The organism is Nocardia grenadensis NBRC 108939 (assembly GCF_001613445.1).
Lineage (GTDB): Bacteria > Actinomycetota > Actinomycetes > Mycobacteriales > Mycobacteriaceae > Nocardia > Nocardia grenadensis.
Map to the genome: position 1 here is coordinate 81,243 of NZ_BDCJ01000026.1, position 23,751 is coordinate 104,993.

The following is a 23,751-nucleotide window of genomic DNA, read 5'->3' on the forward strand; positions in this document are numbered from 1 at the left end:
GTAATGCTTCGGGAACGTTACGAACCGGCGCCCGAGGGCGTGGAGGGGAGGTGCCGCAACCGGTAGGCGGTGGTCGCGTGGGCGATGTGCTCGGTGACCAGCCGCTCGGCCAGCTCCGCGTCACGGGCCTCGAGTGCGGCGCAGATCCGTTCGTGCTCGTCCCAGGAGTCGGTGGCCCGGCGGGGTAGTTCGACCGCGTACACCCAGGCGATCTTCCAGCCGAGCTGGGTGATCAGACCCGCCAGCAGGCTGCTGCCCGATGCCTCGGCCAGTACCTCGTGGAAGCGACTGTTGAGCCTGGTCAGATCGTCCAGCCGGCCGGAGCGCACCGATTCCTGCCCCAGTGCGGTGAGTTCTTTGAGCCGGCCGAGCTGTTCCGGGGTGCGCCGGTGGGCCGCCCGGCTCGCGCACAGTGGTTCCAGCCGGGCGCGGATCTCGAGCAGATCGGCCGCCTCGTCCTCGGTCAGCTCGGCCACGAAGGTTCCGGCGTAGGGCCGCGAAAAGGCGAAACCCTCGGCCTCCAGCGTGCGCAGGGCTTCCCGCACCGGTACCCGGGAGACCCCGTAGCTCTCGGCGAGGGTGTCCTCGGTCAACCGCTGACCCGGTGCGAATACGCCGCGGATGATGTCGTCGCGAATGGCGCGGCACACCTGCTGTTTGCTCATCCGCGGGTTCTTGCTGTCCACCTTGTCCTCGGTTCGGGATCGGCGGGCGGTCGCATACGATCCGCCGCTCGGCACTCCACCTGGATACCAGGAAACCATGCCGGTTGTCGTCGAAGGTCCGCCGGGAACGGCGTGTTTCCGCAGTGACCGGTGACACACGCCCGGCGAATGCCATAACTTTCGTATACGATCCGGTCTCGGTGTCGATCGGAAGGACGTCATGGACCCCGTGTATGCGGTGCTGCTGCTCGTGGCCGGTTTCGGCGCCGGTGTGTGCAATACCATCGCCGGCGGCGGCAGTCTGCTCTCGTTCCCCGCTCTGGTGGCCGCCGGTCTGCCGCCGGTGACCGCGACCGTGACCAATGCCGTCGCTGTATGGCCCGGCTACCTCGGGGGCGCCGCCGCGTTGCGTTCCCGGCTGACCGAACATCGCAGTCTGCTACCCCGGCTGATCGTGGTCGGTATGGCCGGTGCCCTGGGCGGCGTGGTCGCGCTGCTCGCCGCACCGCCCGAGGTGTTCACCGCCCTGGTGCCCTACCTCGTCCTGGTGGCGACCGCCCTGTTCGCCGCCCAGCCGCTCATCTCCCGGCGGCTCGCCGAAAGGGGCAGCGACTCCCGATTCACGCTCTTCGCCGGTGTGTTCCTGGGCGGGGTCTACGGTGCGTACTTCAACGGCGGAATGGGGATCGTGCTGCTGACCGCGCTTGCCCTCGGGATCGACGCGTCGGTCAACCTGCTCAACGGTCTGAAGAGTGTGCTCACCTTGGCCGTCTCCACCACCGCCACGGTCGCGGTCGCGGTGTTCGGGCCAGTCGACTGGTTGTCGGTGGCGGTTCTCGCCCCGGCCTGCCTGCTCGGCGGCATGGTGGGCGCCAAGATCGCCGACCTCCTCCGCCCCGGCGCGTTCCGTGCCGTGGTGATCGTCTTCGGTGCCGGTGCGGGCATCGCGATGTTGTTCACATGACCAGGGTGAAAGAAGGAACCATGACCGATCTGCTACTGCGCGACGGGCGCCCCTGGATACCCGGGCAACCATTGGAAACCGCCGATCTGCTGCTGCGCGACGGCCGGATCGCGCAGATCGGCGCGGACCTCGAGGTGGCCGGCGTCGAAACCCTCGACCTGGACGGCGCGCTGGTGTTGCCCGGGTTCGTCGATACCCACTGTCATCTCGACAAGACCCTGTGGAGCGGCCCCTGGGTGCCCAATACCGGCGGGCGCTCGCTGGCCGGCCGGATTGCGAACGGCGAGAGCCGTCGCGCCGAACTCGGCATCCCCCGCACCGACTACTCCGCCGCCCTGCTCGCGACCATGATCGCCGGGGGCACCGCGCACGTGCGCAGCCATATCGATATCGATCCCTCGGTCGGGCTGGCGGGAGTGGAGGCGGTGCGGGCCGCCGCCGATCGGCACCGCGGCCGGGTGGACGTCGAACTGGTCGCCTTTCCGCAGGGCGGCCTGGTCAGCCGGCCGGGGACCGCGGAACTGCTGGACGAGGCGCTGGCGGTCGGCGTCGAAGTGGTCGGTGGAATCGACCCCGCCGGATTCGACGGCGATCCGACCGGCCAGTTGGACATCATCTTCGGGCTGGCCGAACGCTACGGCGCCAAGATAGATATCCACCTGCACGACGGCGGCAGCCTCGGCGCCTGGGAATTCGGGTTGATCATCGAACGGACGAAGGCCACGGGTCTGGGTGGGCGGGTCACCATCAGTCACGCCTACGCGATGGGCGCCCTGCCGGCCGACGAGCAGCGGCGGATCGCCGACCGGCTCGCCGAAGCGGGTGTGGCCATGGTGACCTGTGCGGTCGGTGACGCGCCGGTGGTCCCGTTGCGCGTGATGCACGCCGCCGGGGCGACTCTCGCGCTCGGCAACGACGGGATCCGGGACCTGTGGACGCCCTACGGTGACGGCGATATGTTGCGCCGGATCAGCACCGTCGCCTTCCGCGACCGGTTGCTCGCGGACGAGGAGATCGAACTGGCGCTGGCCGCCGGAACTCTCGGCGGCGCGCGGGTTCTCGGGTTGGCAGACCACGGTATCGGTGTGGGGGCGCGGGCCGATCTCGTGACGGTCGACGCCGCGACCCCCGCGGCGGCAGTGGTCGGTGTGCCGGCCCGGAAGCTGGTCTTCAAGGGCGGCCGGATGGTGGCGCGCGCCGGGCAACTGATCGATTGATCGTATACGAAACAGGGGTGTAATCCCGGCGACTGCGATCGGCAATGCGCAGCCGATAGAACTGTTCCATGAGTACAAAGGCTATCTCGGTGCCGTCCCCGACGGGGTCGGTAGCGTATACGACCGAGCCGGACTCGGCGCTCGCGTTCCGGAATGTATCGATGGTCTTCGAGAACGGGACCGCCGCGTTGCGCGATATCGACATCACCGTCCGCCCGGGTGAATTCGTCTCCCTCGTCGGTCCGTCCGGCTGCGGAAAATCGACCCTGCTACGGCTGGCGGCCGGGTTCGAGGCAGCGAGTACCGGCGCGGTCGACGTGGCCACCGGGCAGCTCGGGTACGTCTTCCAGGAGGCGACCCTGCTGCCGTGGCGGACCGTGCTGCGCAATGTGGAGCTGCCCGCCGAACTGGCCGGGGTGGACCGCGAGGAACGGCGCGCGGCGGCACTGGACGCCATCGATCGGGTGGGCCTGGCCGGATTCGAGAAACACAAACCCGCCCAGCTCTCCGGCGGTATGCGGATGCGGACCTCCATCGCCCGCGCGCTCACCCTGCGGCCGGAACTGTTCCTGTTCGACGAACCCTTCGGGGCACTCGACGAGATCACCCGCCAGCGGCTCAACGAGGAAGTGGGCGGCCTCTTCCGCCGAGATGCCTTCGCCGGCGTATTCGTCACCCATTCGGTTCCGGAGGCGGTGTTCATGTCGACCCGGGTCGTCGTGCTCACCGGCCGGCCGGGCCGGGTGGCCGCCGATATCCCGGTGCCCCTGGACTTTCCACGGGAACCGGGGCTGCGCTACACCCCGGAATTCGCCGAGATCGCGGGCGCGGTCTCGGCCGCCCTGCACACCGCCGAACAGGGAGTAGCGGCATGACCACGGTCGCGGCGGATACCGCCGCCCCGACGGTCGCTCCACAGGCCAGGCCGAATCAGCTGGCGGGCACTCGCCGGCGCCGGACGGCACCCGTGCGGATCATCGCCCCCGTCGTGGTTTTTGTACTCGTCACGGGCCTCTGGTACTTCGCGAGCCACTATCTGATCGTGCCGGAATCGCGCTTCCTGCTCCCCGGCCCCGACGAGGTGATCACTGAAGGACTGCTCGACACAGCGGCGCGGTCGGAGATCCTGTCCGCGCTGGGTTCCACGGTGCTGGTCGCGCTGAGCGGACTGGTCGTCGCGATGGTGCTGGGTGTCGGATTCGCGGTCGCGATGAGCCAGGCCCGGTGGGCGGAGTACTCGCTGTATCCGTACGCGGTGATCCTGCAGACCATTCCGATCCTGGCCGTAGTCCCGCTGTTCGGTTTCTGGTTCGGCTATGAATTCGGCAGCCGGGTGATCGTCTGTGTGATGGTGTCGCTTTTCCCGGTCGTCACCAACACCCTGTTCGGGCTGAAGGCCGTCGCGCCGGCCGAACACGATCTGTTCACGCTGCACGGTGCGAGCCGGTGGCAGCGGTTGCGCAAACTCCAGTTGCCCACCGCGTTGCCCGCGATGATCTCCGGGTTCAAGATCTCCGGCGGGATGGCCATCATCGGTTCGATCGTGGCCGATTTCTTCTTCCGCCAAGGCGAACCCGGTATCGGCCGGATGATCGACGTCTACCGGCAGCGGCTGGCCACCGAGGAACTGCTCACCGCGCTGCTGCTGTCCTCGCTGGCCGGGCTGATCCTGTTCTGGTTCTTCGATTTCCTGGCCGTCCGCGTGGAGCGGGCGCACGGCCGCCGCCGCGGCCACTGACTTTCCCGACCTCTTCTGCCCGACCAACCGCTGACCTCAGGAATCGTCATGAAGAAACCACTATCCGCGCTCACCGCCCTCGCGGGTACCGCACTGCTCACTGCCTGTGGAGGCGCGAGCTCGGTCCCGGAACCCACCGGCGAGGGCCCCTTGGCCGGGGTCTGCCCGTCGACCGTCGTGATCCAGACGGACTGGTACGCCACCCCGGAACGCGCCGCCGCGTTCCAGCTGGTCGGCCCCGACGGCACCGTGGACGTCACCAAGGGCTCCTACGTCGGGCCGCTCGGCGATACCGGTATCAATGTCGAGGTCCGGCTCGGTGGCCCGTTCCTGGGCGGCCAGCCGGTGCCCGCGCAGATGTACCAGGACACGTCGATCACCCTGGGGTTCGTTCCCACCGACGATGCCGTCCGCGCGCAGGCCGAATTCCCGGTGACCGGTGTATTCGCCTCGCTCGATGTGAATCCGCAGATCATCATGTGGGATCCGGCGACCTATCACGTCGGATCGTGGCAGGACGTACCCGGCACCGGCGCCCCCGTGGTGTACAGCGAGGGCAAGATCTTCATGGACTATCTGACCGCCAACGGCTATGTGCGCCCGGACCAGGCGGATGCCTCGTTCGACGGCACACCGAGCCGTTTCGTCGCCGAGCGCGGTCGCGTGATGCAGCAGGGCTATGTGTCCAATGAGCCCTTCCGCTGGGAACACGATGTCGAGGGCTGGCGTAAACCCACCGACTATCTGCTCGTCCACGAATCCGGCTATGAGATCTATCCGCACGCCTGGTCGGCGCGGGCCGGTGAACTCGACGCCCTGCGGCCCTGCCTGACGAAGCTGGTTCCGATGTTGCAGCAGGCGCAGGTCGATTACATCGCGAATCCCGAACCGGTGAACCAGGCGCTGTTGCGTATCGCCGACGCCATTCCCGACGGGCCGCCGATGACCGCCGCCGGTAATACCGATTCGGTGAAGGTGCAGGTGGCGGAGAAAATTGTCGGTAACGGCCCGGACAGTACCCTCGGCGATTTCGACGAGGCGAGGGTGAACCGGGTGATCGACGCCGTGACCCCCATCCTGCGTAAACGTGGCGACACAATCGCCGCCGGACTCACCGCCGCGGATCTGGTGACCAATGAATTCATCGATCCCGCCATCGGTCTACCGGCGGTGGCGAAACCCTGAAGCCGGAGCGCGGCGCCCGAAGAAGGGCCGGGTCAATCGGTCGCGGGCGGATACAACCACGTCAATGCCGCGAGGCTCTTGTCGAGATATTCGTTTCGCCCGTGCTCGAGCCCATAGGCCATATCCTCCAGCAGGCTGCATCTGGCATAGAAGGCAGCACGTGCCCGGATCGCCCGCACATCATGGGCAGCGTTCCGGTAATTGCCCAACGCGGTGTCCAAGGCGGCCGGGCCGAGGTCACGGTAAACGAGGCCGAAGTCATAGGCGGGGTCGACGATCGCGGCATCACTCCAATCGATGACGCCGGTAACCGTTCCTTCAACCGGTTCCACGAGAACGTGTTCCATCCCGAGATCGTTGTGGGAGAACACCGGGTCGTAGCGGTCCCGCGGGGGCGTCGTTCCGAGGAATACCTCCACTGCCGGCCGGTGCTCGCGGGGGACCGCGTGGGCGACCGTCTCGTAGATCTCCGTGGCTTCGGCGAGCCACGATTTCTTCGGCTCGTCGTCGGTGTCCACCAGCTCGGCCATCCGGTCGACCGGAGCGGTGTGCAGAGCGGCGAGGAATCGACCGAGCGCCGCGGCGATCGGTCGCATATGGGCTGATCGCCGCGCCGCGGACAGTTCGATCAGCGGTCGGCCGGGGAGTGCGAAGTATGCCAGGCAACCTTGCTCGGGCACTCGGAAACACGGCTCGGGAACCGGCAGCGGCGAGATATCCGCGACAGCGGCCAGGAGGTCGGATTCATCGATCACCCGCGCGGCTCGGCTCGCGGGATCGGGTTCCTTGGCGAAACGCACGATCAACTCGCCGTTGACCGCGTAGGCGGTATTGTCCTGCCCCTCCCCGAGCAGCGCCACCGAGTCGATCCCGTAGTCGGGCAGCTGCCCGGCCACGATTCCGTGGACGTCCACGGCGCGCTCGCCGTCCCGAAAACCCATGCGACGACTCCAGAACCCCGCGACCGTGTCAGAAGCCGTCGTCGACCAGCGGCTCGTCCGCGCGCCGGAGACCGGCCCGGATCTCGTGTACCGACGCATCGCGCGGAAAGAGGCTCCGGCCGTGCACTTCGCCCGCCGCGGACGTATCGCTGCCCATCACCGCGATATCGGGACCCGCGCCCACTACGAGCTCGACCTCGAAATCCCCCGGCGCGGTGCCACATCGAGCGATCAGCCGATACGCCTCACTCCGGATGGCGGACTCGTCGTCCACGATCTTCCGGACACCGAACGCAGGTGCGGAGATGAGCCATCGGTCCTCGTATCTGCTCACCTTCACCTCGAATCGCATGCTCACCCCTTGGTCGTATGGCCGGCCCGCACAACTGGTTCCCGGCACGGTTATCGGGCGCGACGGGTTGAATCGACGGTAAGGAGTGCAGGCCGATCATGGCGAGCAGTGAGCACGAGTTTGCACAATTACGCTGTGCTGTTTCCCGCTTTCAGCGGAAAAGTGCATCATGTACGAAGCGCGAGAAAACTCGTGCTAACCATCGAACAGGGGTTGAAGTATGCGTCTGCGGTTTCTCGGTAAGGGGGGCTCGGATCTCGGTGGATGCCCCAGTCTGTACACGACCGATCAGGGAAGCTATCTGGTCCAGGGATGGGAGACGGACAGGCCGGCCACCGTCGAGATCCCCCATCTGCTACTCGGTTACACAGAACCCGACACCTTCATCGGCGCGCCCATGCAGGATACCGGCCGGGGAACGTTCACCCTCGCCGGGCGTCCGGTCGCCGAGCGTGAGATCTTGGAGCAGCTCGATCTGGCACCCGACGAGGTCGCGATCGAAGTCCCGAAGACCAGAAGGACGTTCTACGGTGCGTTATCTTCCGCATGAGCCGCCGGACTGGGCCGCGCTCCTCCGCGAATGCGTCTCCGAGGCATTCCATCTCGAGGTCCGCGATTTCTACGCCGTCCCGTCCGAAACCGGCCGGCTCGGTCGCTTCATGGACGGCCGGCCCGCCCTCCCCGACGATCAGAAGGATCGCTGGAACACGCTGATCCGGGAGACCACCGGCCGGGGTGTCACGGTACGGCGGGTCCGCGTGGTGTCGGTGCCGCACAGCGACTATCACCGCTGGCTGCTCTCGGTGACCGGCACCAATACCGACGCGGGCGAGGATATCCGGTACGTTCCGCGACATCTGGCCGGTGACGTGCCCTCGGACGACTGGTGGTTGATCGATGACGATCGCGTCGTCTACAACCTGGTCGACGAATACGACAAACCCGCCGGTCTCGCGGTGACGACCGACCGGGGAATCATCCAGTACGCCCGGTGCGTGAAACACCGGCTCTGGGACATGGCAACGCCCTACACGGAATATGTCGACAGATGAACGAAGTGCACGACGCGCGAGAAGCTCTCGGGGCACGGCTGCGGGAATTGCGGCGCCAGGCCGGCCTGACCAACCGCAGACTCGCACAACTCTGCGACTGGCACGAATCCAAGGTGAGCAAAATAGAGTTCGCCCGGATCAGACCCTCCGACGACGATATCCGCGCCTACTGCCGCCACTGCGGCGCCGAAGACCAGCTACCGGACCTGCTGGCCACCTCGAACACCATTGAGGTCGCCTACCTCGAATGGCGCAAGATCCTCGGCACCGGCCTCGGCCGCCGGCAGCAGAAATCGCTGAAATTGGAGGCGGCGGCCACCCATATCCGTGATTTCCAGCCGCAAATCGTGCCGGGGCTGCTCCAGACCGCGGCGTACGCGGCCGCGAAATTGCGCCGCGGTATCGAATTCCACCGCATCCCCGACGATGTCGAGAACGCCGTATCGAAGCGGATGGAACGGCAGCGCATCCTGTACCAGCGCGGTCATCTGTTCCACTTCCTCATCGCCGAGCAGGCCCTCTACACCACGGTCGGTGACAATGTGGTGATGACCGGCCAGCTCGATCGGTTGTCCTCCCTGATCGGCATGCCCCGGGTGACCATCGGGATCGTTCCGTTCACCGCCGAAGCACTGGTGGTTTCGACGAATTTCGCCATGTTCGACAATCGGCTGGTCATGGTCGAGGGGACCGCCGCCGAACTCACCATCACCCAGCCGCGCGAGATCGATGTGTACGGGCGGGCGTTCGACGCTCTGGCCGGACAGTCGGTGACGGGGGAGGGCGCGCGGGGTTTGATCCACAAGGCGCAGCGCGGGCGCACCGCGGACATCGGGACGGCCGGTCGTTCGTGACCCGCCCACGCGGCCGGGTTCAGCCGTGTGGTGCGTGGCGCCGGAGGAAGTCGTCGACCAGGGCGTTCACCGCGTCCGGTACTTCCAAAGCCACCAGATGGGCGGCGTCCTCCAGAAACGCCAGCTCGGCACCGGGAATGGCGTATGCCATCTCTTCGACCTCGGCGGGCGGGAAGGTCGCATCCTGCCGGCCCCCGACGACCAGGGTGGGTGTGCGGATGGAGGCGGCGAGCTCGCGCTGGTCCGGACGGCGGATGACCACGCTGCGGACCGCGTGCGCCGCCGACCCGATATCGTTGGCGCGCACGGTGCGTCGCACCTGCTCGACCACCTGCGGCCGGGCCCGCATCGTGTCCGGACCCAGGAACTCGGAGAGTGCGGCGTGCACGAGCGGCCCCCGGAATCCACCCAGGACGCGCGCGAGTGCGAGCAGGGCGCCGTATTCGAGGCGCTGCCGCGTCCCGGCCGGCGAGGCGGTGCCGTTCATCAGCACGGTGGTCAGGACTCGCTCGGGATAGAGCGCGCCGAAGGTGGTGCCGATCATGGCGCCCCAGGAATTTCCCACGATGTGCGCGCGGTCCATCTCGAGCGTATCGAGGATCTGGAGGAGGGTGTGCGCGCATTCATCGAAGGTGAACGGCCGGTCCAGCGGGGTGCTGGCGCCGTGACCCGGCGGGTCGATGGCGACAGTGGTGAACCGCCCGGAGAAATACGCGACCTGACCGGCCCAGAGCGTGTGGTCCATGAGCAGGCTCGGCCACAGCAGCATCGCCGGGCCGGCGCCGGTGACCCGGACGCGGAGCGTGCCCAACCCGGTGGGGATATCCCGATCCATCCCGCTCAATTCGATTCTCCCGTCCTGATGGGCAACTGATACGGCATCCGATCGCCGACCACCCGGAGATGTGGTCCGCTCGGAAGGCAGCAGCGGCCACTCTCGACATCGTGTACCAGGTCGCGGTAGACGAGCTGCAACTCCGCGAGGCGCGTCCATTCGAAGTGCATGAGCTCACCGGCCGGATCGTCGTGCCGCAACAGATGGAACGCGCGGGCGGCGCCGGCCGCGATCACATCGATCAGTTCGCCGAGGGTGCGTTCGTAGACGCGGGTACCCGCGGCCGGCACGGGCAGATGCCGCGAACTCCAGGCGTCGATCTCGCCTATCAGCGTGCGCCGGCGCGACTGCAGCCGGATTCCGGCGAGCCCCGCTTCGAGCCGATAGGACTCCGACAAGGCCGAGGCGAGACTGCACACCGGCCCCTCGGCGCGCCGACCGCCGACCGCGTACAGCAACTCGGTGGCCGTGGGCAGGCACGATGCGCCCGAGCCGGGCTGGGACCACCGCACGGTCACCCCCTCCTCGGGGTGGTGTGCGACGGGCGCGGCACGGCGGTCCGGGAACTTTCAGCGCAGCCGTGGACCGACGAGCATCCATTTCCGGGCGCGCGATACAGCTGAACGTGCATTCGTGAGTCGTACTTTCGCGATGGATTCGATGTGGAATGAACCGGCGGGGGCCCGAGGGAGATCCCACGGCCGGTTGGGGTATCACCGGCGTCGCGTCTCTCCACCACACAGCATCTCGAACTCCGATCGGTGCCGGAATCCCAGTGGCAGCACACGAATGGGGAAACGCGTCGTGTGCTCGATCGGACCTGGCACTGTCATCGTAAAGCGGGCCGACAGCGTCGCCTATGGGCCGCCGTCATGAAACATCGGCGCGCTCTCGTGCTGCGCGCACAAACGGGATCGGGGCCCGATCGGGCCGCATTCGGCGCCGGTGGGCGGAAGAATCGCGTATGACCATTGGTTATGTTGGTCGCCGTTCACGGGAAAGGGGGTAGGTGGTACGAGCCGAGATCGGCGCCGGAATGCCGCCGGACCCAATGCGCCAACTGCCCGGGGATCTCCAGGTGTGCCGCGTGCCCGGTGCCGGAGAGAACCCGCCACTCGATGCCGAGGGTCGTGCCCAGGTCGTGGACGGAGCAGTGCCGGGCCGGCGCCGAATACCGGCCGACGGTCAGCGTGATCCGGTCCGCCGACCGGCCCACCGGCCCGGGTTCGAACTCGCGGAACATGGCGAGTTCTCCGGCGACGGTTTCGCGCGAGGCCGTCGTGAGTTCCGGTGTCCAGCACGGACCGTAGAGAGCTTCGCCGAATCCGGCCACCCCCTGCCGTCGGAACGCCCGGGCCACCTCGTCGAGCAGGCCCGGCGCGAGCGAACCGGCCGCCGGTTCGTGCAGTAGTGCTCCGGCGAATTCGACACCGCGGGCGGCCAACTCCAGGCCCAGCGTCGCGCCGCCGCTGACCCCGACCACGAGCGCCCCCGCGCACAGCGGCGCGAGGGCGGCGATCTCGATGTCCATATCACCCGACTGCGGGCGGTCGGGGGCGTGGACCTCGACGGCCGGGCCGAGAGCGGCGATCGTGCCCGCCCACACCCGGCTGTCGGTGGCCACGCCGTGGATCAGCACAACCCTCATGCGGTGACGGACTGCTTCCCGAGAGCGGCCAGCAACTGGTCGGAGGTGGCGACCGCGCCGAAGATGCCGCCCTGCATGGTGACCATGCTCAACGCCGCCTCGTGGTGCCTGCGCTCGGTGGCTCCGGTGCAGTCGGAGAGGATCAGGCATTCGTAGCCGCGGTCGTTGGCCTCGCGCATGGTGGTGTGCACGCAGACATCGGTGGTGATACCGGTGAGGATGATGTGAGAGATCCCGGCGCCGCGCAGCAGCAGGTCCAGGTCGGTGGCGTAGAAGGCGCCCTTGCCGGGCTTGTCGACGACCGGTTCCCCGGGGATCGGCGCGGCCTCGGGCACGATCTCCCACCCGGGTTCACCGCGCACGAGGATTCGCCCGCACGGGCCCACACTGCCGATCTCCGCGCCGACCTGGGCGGAACGCCAGCGCTTGTTGGCGGGGAGGTCGGCGAGATCGGGGCGGTGGCCTTCGCGGGTGTGGATCACCGTGAGACCGAGCTCGCGCGCGGCGGCCAGGACCCGGGCGGTGGGTTCCAGGCCGGCCCGGGTGAGGGACAGGTCGTAGCCCATCCGGTCGACGTAGCCGCCGGGGCCGCAGAAATCGGTCTGCCAGTCGATGAGCAGCAGCGCGGTGCGCGCCGGGTCGATCGGGCCGTCGAACGGCCAGGTGTAGGGGGTGGCGTGCACGGTGGTCGGGGTCATGCGGTGAGCTCCTTGTCGCGTCGCGCGGTGCGGGCCGCGCCGAGGGTGAGAATCAATGCGGCGGCGGCGAAACCGATGACGGCGTCCGACAGCCACGGGGCGAATCGATGGGTGAGCAGGGCGGTGACCGCGCCACCGGCCCAGGCGGTGAACGCCGGCAGATGCCAGCGGGCCCGGCGGTCGCGCGGGCCGAGACCGAACCGGGGCAGGACCAGCTGATCGAGGATGACCACGGCACCGATCGGCGGCACGATCACACCCAGCAGGTTGAGCCACTGTTCGAAATACGACCAGATACCCGCCACCGCGAGCACCACGCCGACCGCGCCGAGGACGAGGGTCAGCCGCCGCATCCGGCCGCCGGAGAGCTGACTCCAGCCGACCGCGCCGTTGTAGAGGCAGTGCGCGCAGACCGAACCCAGGTTGATGAATACGAACGCCACGGCCAGCGGGACCAGCAGCCCGCCGTGGCCGACGAGGAGTCCGAGGAAGTTCCCGCCGTCGGCGGCGGGATCGGCGCTGCCGCCGAGGGCGACCACGAGTCCGCCGATCACCAGGGCGATCGAATTACCCACCGGGAAGGCCGAGGCCGCGGCGAGGAAGGCTTCACGGCCGTTGCGGGACCAGCGGGTGAAGTCGGCGGTCATGGTGCCGGAGTCGATGAAGGAGGCGATGACCAAGGTCACCGCCGCGCCGAAACTCATCGCCGCCGCGCCGGCCTGCCCCTGATAGGACGTGGGCGAGGAGCCGCCGTCGGCGACCGCGAGCCCGATCGCGACCAACCCCAGCACGATGTACACCGGCGCCGCGATCATGCCGATCGCCGACAGCGCACGGATACCGAGCAGGGTCACCGCGATGAAACCGAGCCCGGCGGCGAGCGCGGTGAACTGTTCGTGCCAGCCGAGAGTGTCGTGCAGGATCGCCCCGGCCATACCGGTCTGGAAGGCGAACCAGCCGATCACCACGGTCGCCAGGAAAGCGGAGGGCAGGAAAGCGCCCGCCTTGCCGAAGGTTTCGGCGGCCGAGAGCGCGAAATTCTTACCGGTGCGCCCGGCGAGCACACTCAGCGCGCCGACGTAGAGCATCATGCAGATATTGCCCACCGCGATGGCGAGCAACCCGAGCCGGAAGCCCAGCGAGTAAACGATCAGCCCACCGAAGATGGCGCAGGTCAGCACCATCGGAAAACCGAACCAGACCGCGGAGACCGAGCCCAGGCCGCGCCGCCGGTCGGTGGGCACCGGCACGTTCTCGAACTCCGCTGTCTCCCAGCTTTTCTCGGGGTCGGTCAGCGTCGTGGTGGTCATGGCGCATCGGTCCCTTCGGGGGTGGGGAGCTCGTAGATCACGGTGACGCTGCCGCCGCCCGGCGGACCCTGGTGCTCGGCGCCACCCGAGACGTAGACCGCACCATCGCCCTTGAGCGCCGACAGCAGGCCGCCGACGGCGCCGCGGGCATGCCGGGTGGCGTTGATATCGGAGTCGGTGAGCATGGTGTGGCGCAGCCCGCGGACCGATCCGCTCGGATCGGCTTCGGCCTTGGCGAAGATCTGCCGCACCGTGCCACCGGCCGCCGTGACCTGGGCGAGCAACCGCTGTACCGAGGCCAGGTCGATCGCGTCGGCCATCTGCCCGTGCAGCGCGCGCAAGGGATTGGCCGCGGTGGGACTCTCGGCGACCACCAATACATGGCAGTCGTCGAGTTCGGCGCCCGCGCTGGCGGAGGCCCGGGCCGACCAGACATCGGCTTCGCCGGCCAGGGCGCGCAGCGCGGTCTCCCGGTCGCATTCACCCAGCGCGACCGCGATACCCAGCGAACTCGCCGCCCGCGACCAGCCCATCGACGCGTAGGTGTCGGTGGCGACCGGAGTCCGGCCCGCGGCGTGCAACGCGGTGATCTTGTCGGAGGTGAGCAGCGGGCATTTCACCAGCACGAGATGGACATCGGCGGGGGTGACACCGAGTTCGGCGAGCAGTTCGCCCACGGTGTCGGTGACCGTATCGACCTGCTCGGCCCGGCCGATCTCCCCGGGGTCCAGCACCCGGCTGCGGCGGGCCGCGGCGACCAGGCCGCGATCGAACCCGGCATGGCGGCGCTGGTCGCGGACGAACATGTTCACGTGTGGGCTGAGCACCCCCTCGGTGCCGCCGGAGAACACGGTGACCGCGGCGTCCGGGATCCGTGGCTCCCAGACGGCGGTGGCCAGGGTGCGGCTGAAATCATTGACGCAGCCGTTGCCTTCGGTTTTGCCGATCACCGAAACGAGATCGCCGGGGCGGAAACCACTCTCGGTCAGTACCTCGAAGGGCCGGGTGTCGCCGGGATCTGTGGTGGGCACGGTGAGCAGGGCGATGCCGGTCATGCGTCGCTCTCCTTCGGGGTGCGGGCGGGGGTGAGGTGGTTGAAGACGAGGTTGAGGACGAACGCCACGATGACCGTGCTGGTGATCGCGCCACCGGCGATGATGCGAACCGAGGACGGGAGCCCTTCGTAGACCTCCGGCGCGACCACCGGGATCATGCCGATACCCATGGCCAGCGAGACCACGAGCAGGTTGTCGTTGCGCGAATAGTCGACCCGCGCCAGCGTCGCGATACCGACCCCGGCGACGGTCGCGAACATGACCAGGCTCACCGAACCGATCACCGCACCCGGCAGATTGGCGACGACCTCGCCCATCTTCGGCACCAGTCCGAGCGCCACCAGCAGTCCACCCGCGACGGCGACCGCCCGGCGGCTCGACACCCCGGTCATCCGCACCAGGCTCACGTTCTGCGCGAAAATGGTGTCCGGGAACGAGGTCAAGAAGCCGCCCAATACCGCCGAGGCGCCGTCGGCGCCCAGGGCGCGGGCGAGCCGGTTCGGTTCCAGCGGGCGGCCGAGATGGTCGGCGGTGGCCATGAGGTAGGCAGTGGATTCGGTGAAAATCACCAGCATCACCAGGCACATCGAGATGATTCCGGCGATCGGGAAGGTGGGGGTGCCGAATAGGAACGGGTTGGGCAGGCCGAACCAGTCGGCGCTGCCGACGGCGCTGAAATCGGTGAGCGAGAGCGCGGCGGCCGCGACCGTGCCCAGCACCAGCGCGATAAGGACCGCGGACTGCGCGACGAGACCCCGGCCGTAACGCATCAGCACGATGATCATCGCGACCACCCCGAGGGCCAGCGCCAACGGCGCGCCGCCCGCCGGTTCGTCACCGAAGGTCATGGAGACGGCCTTGCCGATCAGCGACAGCCCGATCATGGTGACCGCCGCGCCCCGCACCATCGGAGGGAAGAAGCGGACCAACTTGGAGAACGGGATCGCCACCAGCATGCCGAAGATCCCCGCCGCGATCATGGCCCCGTACACGGCCGACAGCCCGTATTCCTCGCCGATCAGGATCATCGGCGTCACCGCCGTGAACGAGGCCCCCGCCACCACCGGCATCCGGGCCCCGAGCAGCTTCCCGATACCGAGCGCCTGCACGAGGGTGATGACCCCGGCGACCAGCAGGTCGGCGTTCACCAGGGTGGCGATCGTGGAGGTGTCCAGCCCCAGGGCCGCGCCGAAGACCAGCGGGACCGCGACGCAGCCGGTGTACATGACCAGCACGTGCTGGATGCCGAAAAGTGACGTGCGCCAGAGCGATAGGCGAGCGGGTGGAGCCAGCGGCGGCGACTGGGTCGGGGCAGCGTCTGTGGACATGGGACCTGGCCTCGGGCAGAAGAAATAAGCAACACCAGAATTTGTATACAAATACTGTTTCGCTGATGTTGCTCGAGGTTCCAGGGTTGTGAACTATGCAAGACCACGCGATAGCGGCGTAGTTCTTGTATACAAACCTTGCCATTCGCATCGATCGGTCTGGCGACTACGCCGGGCCGAAGGGAGGAAGCAGGCCGCGGTCCGCGGCCTCAGTCCGGCGTCGCCTCGGCGTTCAAATCGGCAAGCAACTCCTCGTCCCGCGCGATGTGCTCGTCCATCAGATACCCCGCCTGCACCGGCGACCCGTTGAGGATCGCCTGCGCGATGGCCGCGTGATCACTCCACGAGATATGCGTGCGGCTCTCCAGCCGCTGGCCGAAAATCCACGACACCCGCTCCAAGATCTGCTCCAGCATGGCCCCCAGCTGCTGATTACCCGACGCCTCGGCGACCAGGGTGTGGAACCGCAGGATCAGCGGCGGCAACTCCTCGTGCGCCTGACTCAGATCCGCCGACCGGCCCAATTCCACCACCCGTGCCAGCTCAGCGGCCACCGGCCCGCCCTTCGCGTGCGCGGCCAGCTGCGCCGCCAACACTTCGAGTCCCCGGCGGATCTGCACCAACTCCCGCGCCGCCGACCCCGACGGCGCCGATACGGTCGCCCCGCGATACCGCACCAGCGTGACGAAGCCCTCGCTCTGCAACTGCGACAGCGCCTCGCGGACCGGGACGCGGGAGACCCCGAAACGCTCGGCCAGATCCACTTCGCGCAACCGGTCGCCGGGGGAGAGCCTGCCGGTGAGGATGTCCGCGCGGACGGCGTCCGCGACGGCGGTGCCGGGGGCGGTCCGGGGGGTGGGCTGGGAGGGTGTCACGGTGGTGAGGGTAATCGGGGCGATCAGGTCGGCGTGCTGCCGGACGGCGAGGGGGTCGTAGCCCGGTGCGCCACGGCGCTGTTCTTCTATGGATCGGCAACAAGCCAGGTCGAGGTCGTGATGGGAGGGCGAAAAGTGAATCAAAATGGGAGCTTCTGCTTGGAAACTGCCTGATCAGGAAGTGTGCTCCCCGCGCACGCGGGGATGGTTACATCGGTGAATGGTGACGTCGTCTATCGGTGGATTTCGACGACGGCCGGGTCGGCCACGAGGTGGTATCGGCGAAATCTGACTCACGTTCTTACTTGACATCCGCATGTCGGCGTAGGTCAGCGCCACGTAGGGAATGGTGCCGCGTCGGCGAGTGGTGACCCGACCACTTTCAGCGAGGTGCTGAACGCGAACAGCAACCGGGCGATCATCGCCTGCAATCTGTCGCGGTCGATGGATTCCACAGCAGGGTCCGGCGCCCAGGTGGTTCTGGATGTGCAGGTGATCTTCACTTCGCTGCCGGACGGGTGGAAGGACAAGGTCCGTTCGACTCCCTGGCCATACAGGTCGATCTCACCGACTCGGTGTGCATGGAGATCATCGAGGAGATCGGGGAGTTGTTCGACCAGCGTCGACAGATCGTAAGCGATGTCCATGGGCCAGTCGTCGGCGCCGAAACCGCGGAGAGTGAACACGCAATCGGTCTCGGCGAGCACCTGGCACGCTTCCATGACGAGCGAGTTGTAGTCCAAGTCATTGTCCGGCAGGGGAGCAACAGTTCCGAGCGGCTTCGTGGCGGGTGCGAGGAAGAAGGAAAAAGCCATCGTGTGTCCGTCCGGAGGTGAGGCGGCAGGCCGCGGTTCTCGTATGGGTAGCGCAGGGTGAGTGGCGGCCGGACCGTGAGGAAGATGCTATCCGCGACCGACTTCCGGATTCACTCATCGAGGGAAGACCGCGGCGGCGATACCGCCATCGACAAGTCGGCAGAAGCGGACACCCAGAACCGCCTACCCGTAGGACACGCTGGAGTCGCGACGTCACTTTCCGTCGATATCACCGATCACGAGCCCTGCGAACCGACGTCGAAGTTCACCGATGATCGTCGTCGGGATTCGCCAACGTAGCCACGGGGATGAGCCCCGGTGCCGTAGTGAACAATGCTCGTCGTCGGAGTGCTCCCCGCGCACGCGGGGATGAGCCCCGCGACGGCTTCCCGCCCGCGGCGAAGAAGCTGTGCTCCCCGCGCATGCGGGGATGGGCCTATCGTGCACATCGGTGCTGGCGCACTGACGAATGCTCCCCGCGCGTGCGGGACGAATACGTTTTGGTGAGGGAGTGGTTCAGCTGGTGGAGGCGGTGGCGAACGGGGTTCCGGTGGCCGCGACGGGCCGGTCGACCGGTCGGCGCCACAGGCCCTTCTTCTCCAGGATCGGCAGCACACCCTCGCCGAACCAGTACGCCTCCTCGACGTGCGGGTAGCCGGACAGGATGAAGTGGGTGAGACCCAGCCGCGAGTATTCGATGAGCCGTTCGGCGACCTCTTCGTGCGAGCCGACGAGCGCGGTGCCCGCCCCGCCGCGGACGAGGCCGACGCCCGCCCACAGGTTGGGGGCGATCTCGAGGCGGTCGGTGCGGCCGCCGTGCAGTTCGAGCATGCGGCGCTGGCCCTCGGATTCGCTCTGCGCGAGGTTGGCCTGTACGCGTTCGATATCGGCCGGGTCGATGCCCTGGAGCAGGCGGTCGGCTTCGGCCCAGGCGGCTTCGGAGGTGTCGCGGGTGATGACGTGCAGGCGGATGCCGTAGTCGAGGGCGCGGTGGCGTGCGGCGGCGAGGCCGCGGATCCATTCCAGTTTCTTGCCGACCGCGACCAGCGGTTCACCCCAGGTCAGGTACGTGTCGGCGTACTGGGCGGCGACAGGGCCGGCGGCGGCGGAGGAGCCGCCGAAGAAGACCGGGGGGACCGGGTCGGGGTGGTTGTTGAGCAGGGCGCCTCGGACCTGGAGGTGTTTGCCCTCGAAGCTGATCGGCTCCCGCGACTGCCACAGTTCGCGCACGATGTGCAGGAATTCGCCGGTGCGCTCGTAGCGCTGCTCCTTGTCCAGGAAATCGCCGAAGGCCTGCTGTTCGTGCGGTTCGCCGCCGGTCACCACGTTCAGCAGCAGCCGGCCCCGGGAATGCCGCTGGTAGGTGCCGGCCATTTGGGCGGCCAGGGTCGGGCTCACCAGGCCGGGCCGGAACGCCACCAGGAACTTGAGGGCCTCGGTGGTTTCCACCAGCATGGCGGTGGCCAGCCAGGCGTCCTCGCACCAGGCGCCGGTCGGGGTGAGTACCGCCTCGAAACCGTTCTCCTCGGCGGCGCCGGCGATCTGGTTCAGGTAGCGGAGCGAGGCTGGACGGTCGCCGGACATGGACGTGCCGTGGCCGCCGGCCATCAGGCCGCGGGAATCGCCGTAGGTGGGTAGGAACCAGTGGAACGACAGACTCACCGGAAATCTCCTCGAGGGGCTCTGGGACGGACAGTGCGGTGGCCGAGCTCCTCGCCGGGCCGATCTGTGATCCTGACCGGCACCGGGCGCGGTGTCACCGGTTGGAATCGGCGGGATTTTTTGCCGCGAATATTTCGATCCGGCTGCGTGTAACCGGTGAGGGGAGTGCGGGGGTCGGTGATCGTGGATTGATGACTTCCACGGCACAAGCTGTCTCCGATACCGATCTGGACGCGGTGTTCGCGCCGATCTACGCCGATATCGCGGCGGGCGCGGTCGAGCGCGAGATCGACCGCCGGCTCGCCCACGACGAAGTGCGCCGGTTACGCGCGGCGCGGTTCGGCGCGCTGCGGGTGCCGGTCGAATACGGCGGGTACGGCGCGAGTGTGCGACAGCTGTTCCGGCAGCTGATCGAACTGGCCGCCGCCGAGTCGAACCTGCCGCAGGCGCTGCGGGTGCATTTCGTGTTCGTGGAGGACCAGTTGCTCGCCGAGGCGGGTCCGGCGCGTGCGGAGTGGTTACGCAAGATCACGCAGGGGACGCTGGTCGGGAATGCGATCACCGAGCCCGGCGTGGGCGCGGTGGACCGGTACCGCACCCGGCTGACGCAGTCCGGGGACGGCTGGGTGCTCAACGGCACGAAGTACTACAGCACCGGATCGTTGTACGCCGACCACATCCTGGTCGCCGCGGACCGGGACGGGGAACGGGTCGGGGTGCTGGTGGATGCCGAGGCCGAGGGGGTGCGCCAACACGACGATTGGGACGGTTTCGGGCAGCGGCTGACCGCCAGCGGCACCACCGAGTTCACCGATGTCGCCATAGCGCCGGACCGCGTGCTGGGTCCCGGATACGGGGCCGCGGGGGCCACCTATTCGACCTCCTACCTGCAGTTGGTCCAGCTCGCGGTGCTGGCCGGTATCGCGCAGCGGGCCGAACGCGACACCCGCGAATGGGTGGCCGCCCGCCGCCGCGGCTACACCCATTCCGCGGCCGATCTGCCCCGCCACGATCCGCTGGTGCAGCAGGTGATCGGCCGTTTGTCGGCGGCGGCGTTCGGTGCCCGCGCCGGCGTGCTGGCGGTCGCCGATGTCCTCGACGAGGTGCTCGCGGCCGGAGCCACCGAGGAGCAGGGCTTGATCGATGCCGAACTGGCGGCGGCCCAGGCACAGCTCGGTGTGATCGATACCGTGCTGGCCGCCACGACGCAGCTGTTCGAGGTGGGTGGCGCGTCCATCACCTCGGAGGGGCTGCGGCTGGACCGGCACTGGCGTAATGCGCGCACCATCTCGGTGCACAACCCGGCCATCCAGAAGGCCCGGGCCATCGGTGACCACCTGCTGAACGGCACTGCGCTGCCGTTCGCCTGGAGCGCGGGCGAGCGTAGGCCGGTGGATGGGCCGGTGTGACGCGAGCTTCCGCGACGTGCGGGCCGACAGATTCCTGGAGAGTTACCGGTCGGGGACTGCGAGGTGGACGGTGGCGGAGTCCCGTCGGTGGGTTCGTCGACAGCGCGTCCGCCGGGACCGACTGTGTCGACACGCTGGACGGCAACTCAGTCGAAGCTGTCGTCCTCGGGAGGCCGCTGGGCGTGCGAGCGGTTGCGGACGAGCTTGCCGACGGCCGCGGCGGCGGCCGCTCCGATCGCGCCGCCGACGACCGCGCCCAGCAGGCTTTGCGGCAACGAGTCCGAAGGCAGTGTGCGCCAGAGGTAAACGCCCAGCCATGCGGCCACCAGCGGATAGGTGGTGGCGTAGGCGATCCGTTTGCGCCGCGCCGGGAAGCCTTTTAGCACTGTCTGCATATCGATGCCGCGCCGGGCGCAGTAGCGGAACAGCAGTAGCGTCGTGACTCCGGGGAGCGCGAAGATCAGTAGCGATACCAAGGTGGCGTCCAGTATCGCCGCGACGATGGCGATGAGATAGCAGCCGTAGATCGTCGCGCACAGGGCCAGCGTCGAGCCCCGGTAGAATTCCTCGCGGGCCCGCTCGTCGCCCCAGGCCGGCTCGTCGGCCGCTAGGAAGATGTCTTCGAATGCAGTAGTGCGGGCCACGTCGCCTCCATGTCCTCGGTCCAGAAGATGTCTTCGACCGTCGTTCCCAGCGCACGGGCGATTCGCAATGCGAGATAGACGCTCGGCGCGTAGTCGCCCTGTTCGATCGAGATCACGGTTTGCCGGCTGACGCCGACGGTTGTCGCCAGATTCGCCTGCGTCATCCGGCGCTCGCGCCGTCGCGTGCGTACCGGGTGCTCGGGCTGATCGCTGACCACGAAGAAGATGTTAAGTTTCTTTGACATGAAATGTCAAAGAAACTTGTCATCGACTGGTCCGGTGGCGCCGGGTCGGAGGTCGCGTCGGGGCTGGGCGACGATTCGGCGCCCGAGCGGTGACCGCGCGAAGATGTCGGCGATGGATTCGGGTATGTGCCGGGGGTATGTCCCGCGCTGTTCGAGCGGGGCCGGGTTTCCGTGTGAGCATCCAGGCGCTCGTTATCGACTGGTTGGGCCCGGTTTCGAGACGGCGGCCGACACGAGCCCCCTCGGGGCGTCTGCACCACCGGGCCCAGATCAGCCGGTCCGGCAATAGAGACCGGTCCGGTTCAGCCTCCGGACAGCGACCGCGCGAAGACCTCGGCGACCGATACCGGCCCGGTTCACCTCGGTCAGACTGTGATAGATCAGCGCACTCGGATTGGCGGCGTTGGCGATCCGGTCGGCTTCGCCGTACAGCAGAGCGGCGGCCTGCGCGGTGAGCTGCCGATACCCCTCGGCGCGGTCACCGATCGGCGGGACGAGGTCGAAGGCCATGCACCGGATGGTAGAGCGGCCCGGGCCCGCCCGGTTCCGCGGAAACCGTCGATGGTGTCACGAAAAGCACTGCGGTGCGGTGCGGTTCGGCATCAACTCGCGGTGAGTGTAATAGTGCAGCGCGGCCGCTGTGATCGTGACCATGGCGCTATGACAACACAGCACACCTCCCACCGTAAGGCCGCCGTGATCGGGGCCGGGCAGACTGGCGTGACCGCGGCACTCGGCCTGCTCGACGCCGGGTTCACGGTCACCATCTACAGCGACAAGGACCAGCGCGAGCTGCGCGACAAGGTACCGGCCACCGGTACCGCGCTGATCTTCGGTGAGGCCCAGGCCGCCGAAGCGGCGCTCGGACTGCCCACCTATCTCGACCGCGCTCCGCTGCACAGCGGCCTCACGGTCCGTATCGCCGATGGTGGCGAGGAACTGATCGCCTTCGACGGCGCGTTCGACGGTTTCCACGGTCTCGCGGTGGACACCCGGCTCAAGGCCGACGAACGGCTCACCACCTTCCTGGAGCGCGGCGGCCGGTTCGTCGTCGACCCGGTGACCCCGGAACGGCTCGATCCGATCGCCGCCGACAATGATCTGACGCTGGTCGCGACCGGCCGGGGCGGCCTGTCCCAGCTGTTCGAGGTGGACGAGGCCCGTACCGTTTACGACGCGCCCCAGCGCAGCCTGCTGACCGTCACCGTGAGCGGTCTCCCGCACGACGAGTCGGTATTCGCCCACCGCAGCCCGGCCGGCGGCGGCCGCAGCGGTTTCTCCATCGTCGCCGAGGAAGGTGAGGCCTGGTGGGGGCCGTATCTGCACAAGGACGCCGGGCCGACCTGGGCGTTCCTGGGCTGGGCCAGGCCGGGCGGCGACTGGGAGAAGCGGTTCGCGGCCGCCGATTCGGCGGAATCGGCGCACCGGATCGTCACCGATCTCTACCGCGACCACCTCGACTGGGACCTGCCGGAAGTCCTCGCCACGAAGGTGCTCGCCGAGGATCCGCACTCGTGGTTGAAGGGTGCGGTGCGGCCGCTGTTCCGGCGCGGGGTCGGGCACACCGCGGGCGGACATCCGGTGGCGGCGCTGGGCGATACGGCCGTGGCCTACGACCCGATCGCCGGGCAGGGGGCACAGAGCGGGCTCATCCAGGCACAACGCCTGGTCGCCGCGGCGGCCACGCACGACGGTGCCTTCGACGACGCCTGGATCACCGCGCAGTACCAGGCGTTTCTCGAGGCCCGCGCCGAGGACGCCGCCAAGGTCACCCGGCTGTTCCTCGGCGACCCCGAGTTCGCCGAGATCGGCGGCCAGTTCTTCGGCGCGGCGGCGGCCGACCCCCGTTTCGCGTCGGCGCTCGTGGGCACACTGCACCGCCCGCAAGCGGCGCGCCCGGTGCACTCGGTGGCGGACGCGCACCAGCTCATCGCCCAGGTCACCGGCGAGGACGCGGCCGAGGTGCTGGGCAGGTTCCGGCCCGCCGGGCGGTTCAGCAGGTCGCAGTACAGCGGAGCCGCCGCCACCGCCTGACCGGCCCACGACCCCGGCGACCCGGCGGCCCAGCCGCCGCCGGGCCGCCGGCTGCGAGCCCGAGTGCCGGATACGGGTCGCCGGTACTCGGGTGCGGGGTCACCCCGGGCCGGGAGCGCCGGCCCGCCGGTCGTGGCCGGTCCGAACTCGCGCTGCGGGATGTCGTGTTCGGCGGCGCGGCACCGGTCCCGGCGGCCGGAAGCCGTCCCGGCCGCCGGGACCGGG

26 protein-coding genes are annotated in these 23,751 nt (G+C 68.3%); 10 read left to right on the forward strand and 16 right to left on the reverse strand.

Translation table 11 applies throughout. The features are described 5' to 3' along the window. Positions 1-17 precede the first annotated feature (17 nt). A complete protein-coding gene (locus NGR01S_RS25620; protein ID WP_218020827.1) occupies positions 18-686 on the reverse strand; it encodes a GntR family transcriptional regulator in 669 nt (222 codons plus the stop codon). Between the two features lie 199 nt (positions 687-885). On the opposite strand from NGR01S_RS25620, the gene NGR01S_RS25625 reads away from it, so the two are divergent. The 5 genes from NGR01S_RS25625 to NGR01S_RS25645 all read left to right on the forward strand — a co-directional run bounded on the left by NGR01S_RS25625 (position 886) and on the right by NGR01S_RS25645 (position 5,769). Beyond that, positions 886-1,629: a sulfite exporter TauE/SafE family protein gene (locus NGR01S_RS25625; RefSeq protein ID WP_063041177.1), complete on the forward strand. Its 744-nt coding sequence runs from the start codon at positions 886-888 to the stop codon at positions 1,627-1,629. Then, complete coding sequence (locus tag NGR01S_RS25630) at positions 1,626-2,846, forward strand: amidohydrolase (RefSeq protein ID WP_218020828.1); 1,221 nt, start codon at positions 1,626-1,628, stop codon at positions 2,844-2,846. The genes NGR01S_RS25625 and NGR01S_RS25630 overlap by 4 nt, the downstream gene beginning before the upstream one ends. Before the next feature lie 68 nt (positions 2,847-2,914). Further along, on the forward strand, positions 2,915-3,721 hold the full coding sequence (locus tag NGR01S_RS25635) for an ABC transporter ATP-binding protein (protein WP_084481706.1): 807 nt from the start codon (positions 2,915-2,917) through the stop codon (positions 3,719-3,721). Beyond that, positions 3,718-4,584, forward strand: coding sequence for an ABC transporter permease (locus NGR01S_RS25640; protein WP_084481707.1), 867 nt, complete (start codon positions 3,718-3,720; stop codon positions 4,582-4,584). The genes NGR01S_RS25635 and NGR01S_RS25640 overlap by 4 nt, the downstream gene beginning before the upstream one ends. Positions 4,585-4,632: 48 nt before the next feature. After that, positions 4,633-5,769 carry a hypothetical protein gene (locus NGR01S_RS25645; RefSeq protein WP_063041181.1) on the forward strand — a complete coding sequence of 379 codons (1,137 nt, stop codon included), beginning with the start codon at positions 4,633-4,635 and terminating at the stop codon, positions 5,767-5,769. Positions 5,770-5,801: 32 nt separating this feature from the next. Here NGR01S_RS25645 and NGR01S_RS25650 read toward each other — a convergent pair whose 3' ends face one another. Together NGR01S_RS25650 and NGR01S_RS25655 are read right to left on the reverse strand one after the other, a co-directional pair. Then, positions 5,802-6,710 carry a phosphotransferase gene (locus tag NGR01S_RS25650; RefSeq protein ID WP_063041183.1) on the reverse strand — a complete coding sequence of 303 codons (909 nt, stop codon included), beginning with the start codon at positions 6,708-6,710 and terminating at the stop codon, positions 5,802-5,804. 28 nt (positions 6,711-6,738) lie between these two features. Then, positions 6,739-7,068 (reverse strand): hypothetical protein, encoded by a 330-nt coding sequence (locus NGR01S_RS25655; protein WP_157107436.1) that lies wholly within the window; start codon positions 7,066-7,068, stop codon positions 6,739-6,741. 214 nt (positions 7,069-7,282) lie between these two features. Between NGR01S_RS25655 and NGR01S_RS25660 the strand changes: the two genes are divergently transcribed. From NGR01S_RS25660 to NGR01S_RS25670, 3 genes are read left to right on the forward strand one after another with little or no spacing between them, the layout of a single operon-like run. Then, positions 7,283-7,612 carry a hypothetical protein gene (locus tag NGR01S_RS25660; RefSeq protein ID WP_063041193.1) on the forward strand — a complete coding sequence of 110 codons (330 nt, stop codon included), beginning with the start codon at positions 7,283-7,285 and terminating at the stop codon, positions 7,610-7,612. Next, a complete protein-coding gene (locus NGR01S_RS25665) occupies positions 7,593-8,114 on the forward strand; it encodes a DUF6879 family protein (protein WP_063041195.1) in 522 nt (173 codons plus the stop codon). The genes NGR01S_RS25660 and NGR01S_RS25665 overlap by 20 nt, the downstream gene beginning before the upstream one ends. Beyond that, positions 8,111-8,968, forward strand: coding sequence for a helix-turn-helix domain-containing protein (locus NGR01S_RS25670; RefSeq protein WP_063041197.1), 858 nt, complete (start codon positions 8,111-8,113; stop codon positions 8,966-8,968). Before NGR01S_RS25665 ends, NGR01S_RS25670 begins: the two co-directional genes overlap by 4 nt. Before the next feature lie 19 nt (positions 8,969-8,987). On the opposite strand, the gene NGR01S_RS25675 is transcribed toward NGR01S_RS25670, so the two are convergent. The 10 genes from NGR01S_RS25675 to NGR01S_RS25720 form a co-directional block, all read right to left on the reverse strand. Then, on the reverse strand, positions 8,988-9,803 hold the full coding sequence (locus NGR01S_RS25675; RefSeq protein WP_063041199.1) for an alpha/beta fold hydrolase: 816 nt from the start codon (positions 9,801-9,803) through the stop codon (positions 8,988-8,990). A 5-nt stretch (positions 9,804-9,808) separates the two neighbouring features. Beyond that, a complete protein-coding gene (locus NGR01S_RS25680; RefSeq protein WP_063041201.1) occupies positions 9,809-10,321 on the reverse strand; it encodes a hypothetical protein in 513 nt (170 codons plus the stop codon). A gap of 473 nt (positions 10,322-10,794) precedes the next feature. After that, positions 10,795-11,451, reverse strand: a complete 657-nt coding sequence (locus tag NGR01S_RS25685) for an alpha/beta fold hydrolase (protein WP_063041203.1) — start codon at positions 11,449-11,451, stop codon at positions 10,795-10,797. Next, the gene (biuH, locus tag NGR01S_RS25690) at positions 11,448-12,149 is read right to left on the reverse strand and encodes a biuret amidohydrolase (protein ID WP_063041204.1); all 702 of its coding nucleotides are present in this window, start codon (positions 12,147-12,149) and stop codon (positions 11,448-11,450) included. Before biuH ends, NGR01S_RS25685 begins: the two co-directional genes overlap by 4 nt. Further along, positions 12,146-13,459 (reverse strand): cytosine permease, encoded by a 1,314-nt coding sequence (locus NGR01S_RS25695; RefSeq protein WP_063041206.1) that lies wholly within the window; start codon positions 13,457-13,459, stop codon positions 12,146-12,148. The genes biuH and NGR01S_RS25695 overlap by 4 nt, the downstream gene beginning before the upstream one ends. Then, positions 13,456-14,514, reverse strand: a complete 1,059-nt coding sequence (gene atzD / locus NGR01S_RS25700) for a cyanuric acid amidohydrolase (RefSeq protein WP_063041208.1) — start codon at positions 14,512-14,514, stop codon at positions 13,456-13,458. The genes NGR01S_RS25695 and atzD overlap by 4 nt, the downstream gene beginning before the upstream one ends. Next, entirely contained in the window at positions 14,511-15,842 is a 1,332-nt protein-coding gene (locus tag NGR01S_RS25705) for a nucleobase:cation symporter-2 family protein (RefSeq protein WP_084481708.1), read from the reverse strand. Before NGR01S_RS25705 ends, atzD begins: the two co-directional genes overlap by 4 nt. A gap of 209 nt (positions 15,843-16,051) precedes the next feature. Next, positions 16,052-16,717 (reverse strand): GntR family transcriptional regulator, encoded by a 666-nt coding sequence (locus NGR01S_RS25710; RefSeq protein ID WP_063041210.1) that lies wholly within the window; start codon positions 16,715-16,717, stop codon positions 16,052-16,054. A gap of 329 nt (positions 16,718-17,046) precedes the next feature. Next, the gene (locus NGR01S_RS25715) at positions 17,047-17,532 is read right to left on the reverse strand and encodes a hypothetical protein (RefSeq protein ID WP_063041212.1); all 486 of its coding nucleotides are present in this window, start codon (positions 17,530-17,532) and stop codon (positions 17,047-17,049) included. 516 nt (positions 17,533-18,048) lie between these two features. Continuing rightward, complete coding sequence (locus NGR01S_RS25720; RefSeq protein ID WP_063041214.1) at positions 18,049-19,194, reverse strand: LLM class flavin-dependent oxidoreductase; 1,146 nt, start codon at positions 19,192-19,194, stop codon at positions 18,049-18,051. A 191-nt stretch (positions 19,195-19,385) separates the two neighbouring features. Between NGR01S_RS25720 and NGR01S_RS25725 the strand changes: the two genes are divergently transcribed. After that, entirely contained in the window at positions 19,386-20,603 is a 1,218-nt protein-coding gene (locus NGR01S_RS25725) for an acyl-CoA dehydrogenase family protein (RefSeq protein ID WP_063041265.1), read from the forward strand. A 146-nt stretch (positions 20,604-20,749) separates the two neighbouring features. Here the strand turns inward: NGR01S_RS25725 and NGR01S_RS25730 are convergent, their stop codons facing one another. The 3 genes from NGR01S_RS25730 to NGR01S_RS25740 form a co-directional block, all read right to left on the reverse strand. Next, positions 20,750-21,247, reverse strand: coding sequence for a hypothetical protein (locus NGR01S_RS25730; protein ID WP_063041216.1), 498 nt, complete (start codon positions 21,245-21,247; stop codon positions 20,750-20,752). Next, positions 21,211-21,492: a helix-turn-helix transcriptional regulator gene (locus NGR01S_RS25735; protein WP_063041218.1), complete on the reverse strand. Its 282-nt coding sequence runs from the start codon at positions 21,490-21,492 to the stop codon at positions 21,211-21,213. The genes NGR01S_RS25730 and NGR01S_RS25735 overlap by 37 nt, the downstream gene beginning before the upstream one ends. Positions 21,493-21,762: 270 nt before the next feature. Beyond that, positions 21,763-22,002: a hypothetical protein gene (locus tag NGR01S_RS25740; protein WP_063041220.1), complete on the reverse strand. Its 240-nt coding sequence runs from the start codon at positions 22,000-22,002 to the stop codon at positions 21,763-21,765. A gap of 150 nt (positions 22,003-22,152) precedes the next feature. On the opposite strand from NGR01S_RS25740, the gene NGR01S_RS25745 reads away from it, so the two are divergent. Then, positions 22,153-23,526 (forward strand): styrene monooxygenase/indole monooxygenase family protein, encoded by a 1,374-nt coding sequence (locus tag NGR01S_RS25745; protein ID WP_063041222.1) that lies wholly within the window; start codon positions 22,153-22,155, stop codon positions 23,524-23,526. Positions 23,527-23,751: the final 225 nt, after the last annotated feature.

Bases quoted from the DNA above. Each gene is read 5' to 3' on its own strand.
- NGR01S_RS25660 (WP_063041193.1), top strand. From the start codon at position 7,283: ATGCGTCTGCGGTTTCTCGGTAAGGGGGGCTCGGATCTCGGTGGATGC.
- NGR01S_RS25695 (WP_063041206.1), bottom strand. From the start codon at position 13,459: ATGACCACCACGACGCTGACCGACCCCGAGAAAAGCTGGGAGACAGCG.
- NGR01S_RS25735 (WP_063041218.1), bottom strand. From the start codon at position 21,492: ATGTCAAAGAAACTTAACATCTTCTTCGTGGTCAGCGATCAGCCCGAG.
- NGR01S_RS25670 (WP_063041197.1), top strand. From the start codon at position 8,111: ATGAACGAAGTGCACGACGCGCGAGAAGCTCTCGGGGCACGGCTGCGG.
- biuH (WP_063041204.1), bottom strand. From the start codon at position 12,149: ATGACCCCGACCACCGTGCACGCCACCCCCTACACCTGGCCGTTCGAC.
- NGR01S_RS25725 (WP_063041265.1), top strand. From the start codon at position 19,386: ATGACTTCCACGGCACAAGCTGTCTCCGATACCGATCTGGACGCGGTG.
- NGR01S_RS25705 (WP_084481708.1), bottom strand. From the start codon at position 15,842: ATGTCCACAGACGCTGCCCCGACCCAGTCGCCGCCGCTGGCTCCACCC.
- NGR01S_RS25645 (WP_063041181.1), top strand. From the start codon at position 4,633: ATGAAGAAACCACTATCCGCGCTCACCGCCCTCGCGGGTACCGCACTG.
- NGR01S_RS25640 (WP_084481707.1), top strand. From the start codon at position 3,718: ATGACCACGGTCGCGGCGGATACCGCCGCCCCGACGGTCGCTCCACAG.
- NGR01S_RS25635 (WP_084481706.1), top strand. From the start codon at position 2,915: ATGAGTACAAAGGCTATCTCGGTGCCGTCCCCGACGGGGTCGGTAGCG.
- atzD (WP_063041208.1), bottom strand. From the start codon at position 14,514: ATGACCGGCATCGCCCTGCTCACCGTGCCCACCACAGATCCCGGCGAC.
- NGR01S_RS25650 (WP_063041183.1), bottom strand. From the start codon at position 6,710: ATGGGTTTTCGGGACGGCGAGCGCGCCGTGGACGTCCACGGAATCGTG.
- NGR01S_RS25625 (WP_063041177.1), top strand. From the start codon at position 886: ATGGACCCCGTGTATGCGGTGCTGCTGCTCGTGGCCGGTTTCGGCGCC.
- NGR01S_RS25745 (WP_063041222.1), top strand. From the start codon at position 22,153: ATGACAACACAGCACACCTCCCACCGTAAGGCCGCCGTGATCGGGGCC.
- NGR01S_RS25685 (WP_063041203.1), bottom strand. From the start codon at position 11,451: ATGAGGGTTGTGCTGATCCACGGCGTGGCCACCGACAGCCGGGTGTGG.
- NGR01S_RS25715 (WP_063041212.1), bottom strand. From the start codon at position 17,532: ATGGCTTTTTCCTTCTTCCTCGCACCCGCCACGAAGCCGCTCGGAACT.
- NGR01S_RS25630 (WP_218020828.1), top strand. From the start codon at position 1,626: ATGACCAGGGTGAAAGAAGGAACCATGACCGATCTGCTACTGCGCGAC.
- NGR01S_RS25740 (WP_063041220.1), bottom strand. From the start codon at position 22,002: ATGGCCTTCGACCTCGTCCCGCCGATCGGTGACCGCGCCGAGGGGTAT.
- NGR01S_RS25675 (WP_063041199.1), bottom strand. From the start codon at position 9,803: ATGGATCGGGATATCCCCACCGGGTTGGGCACGCTCCGCGTCCGGGTC.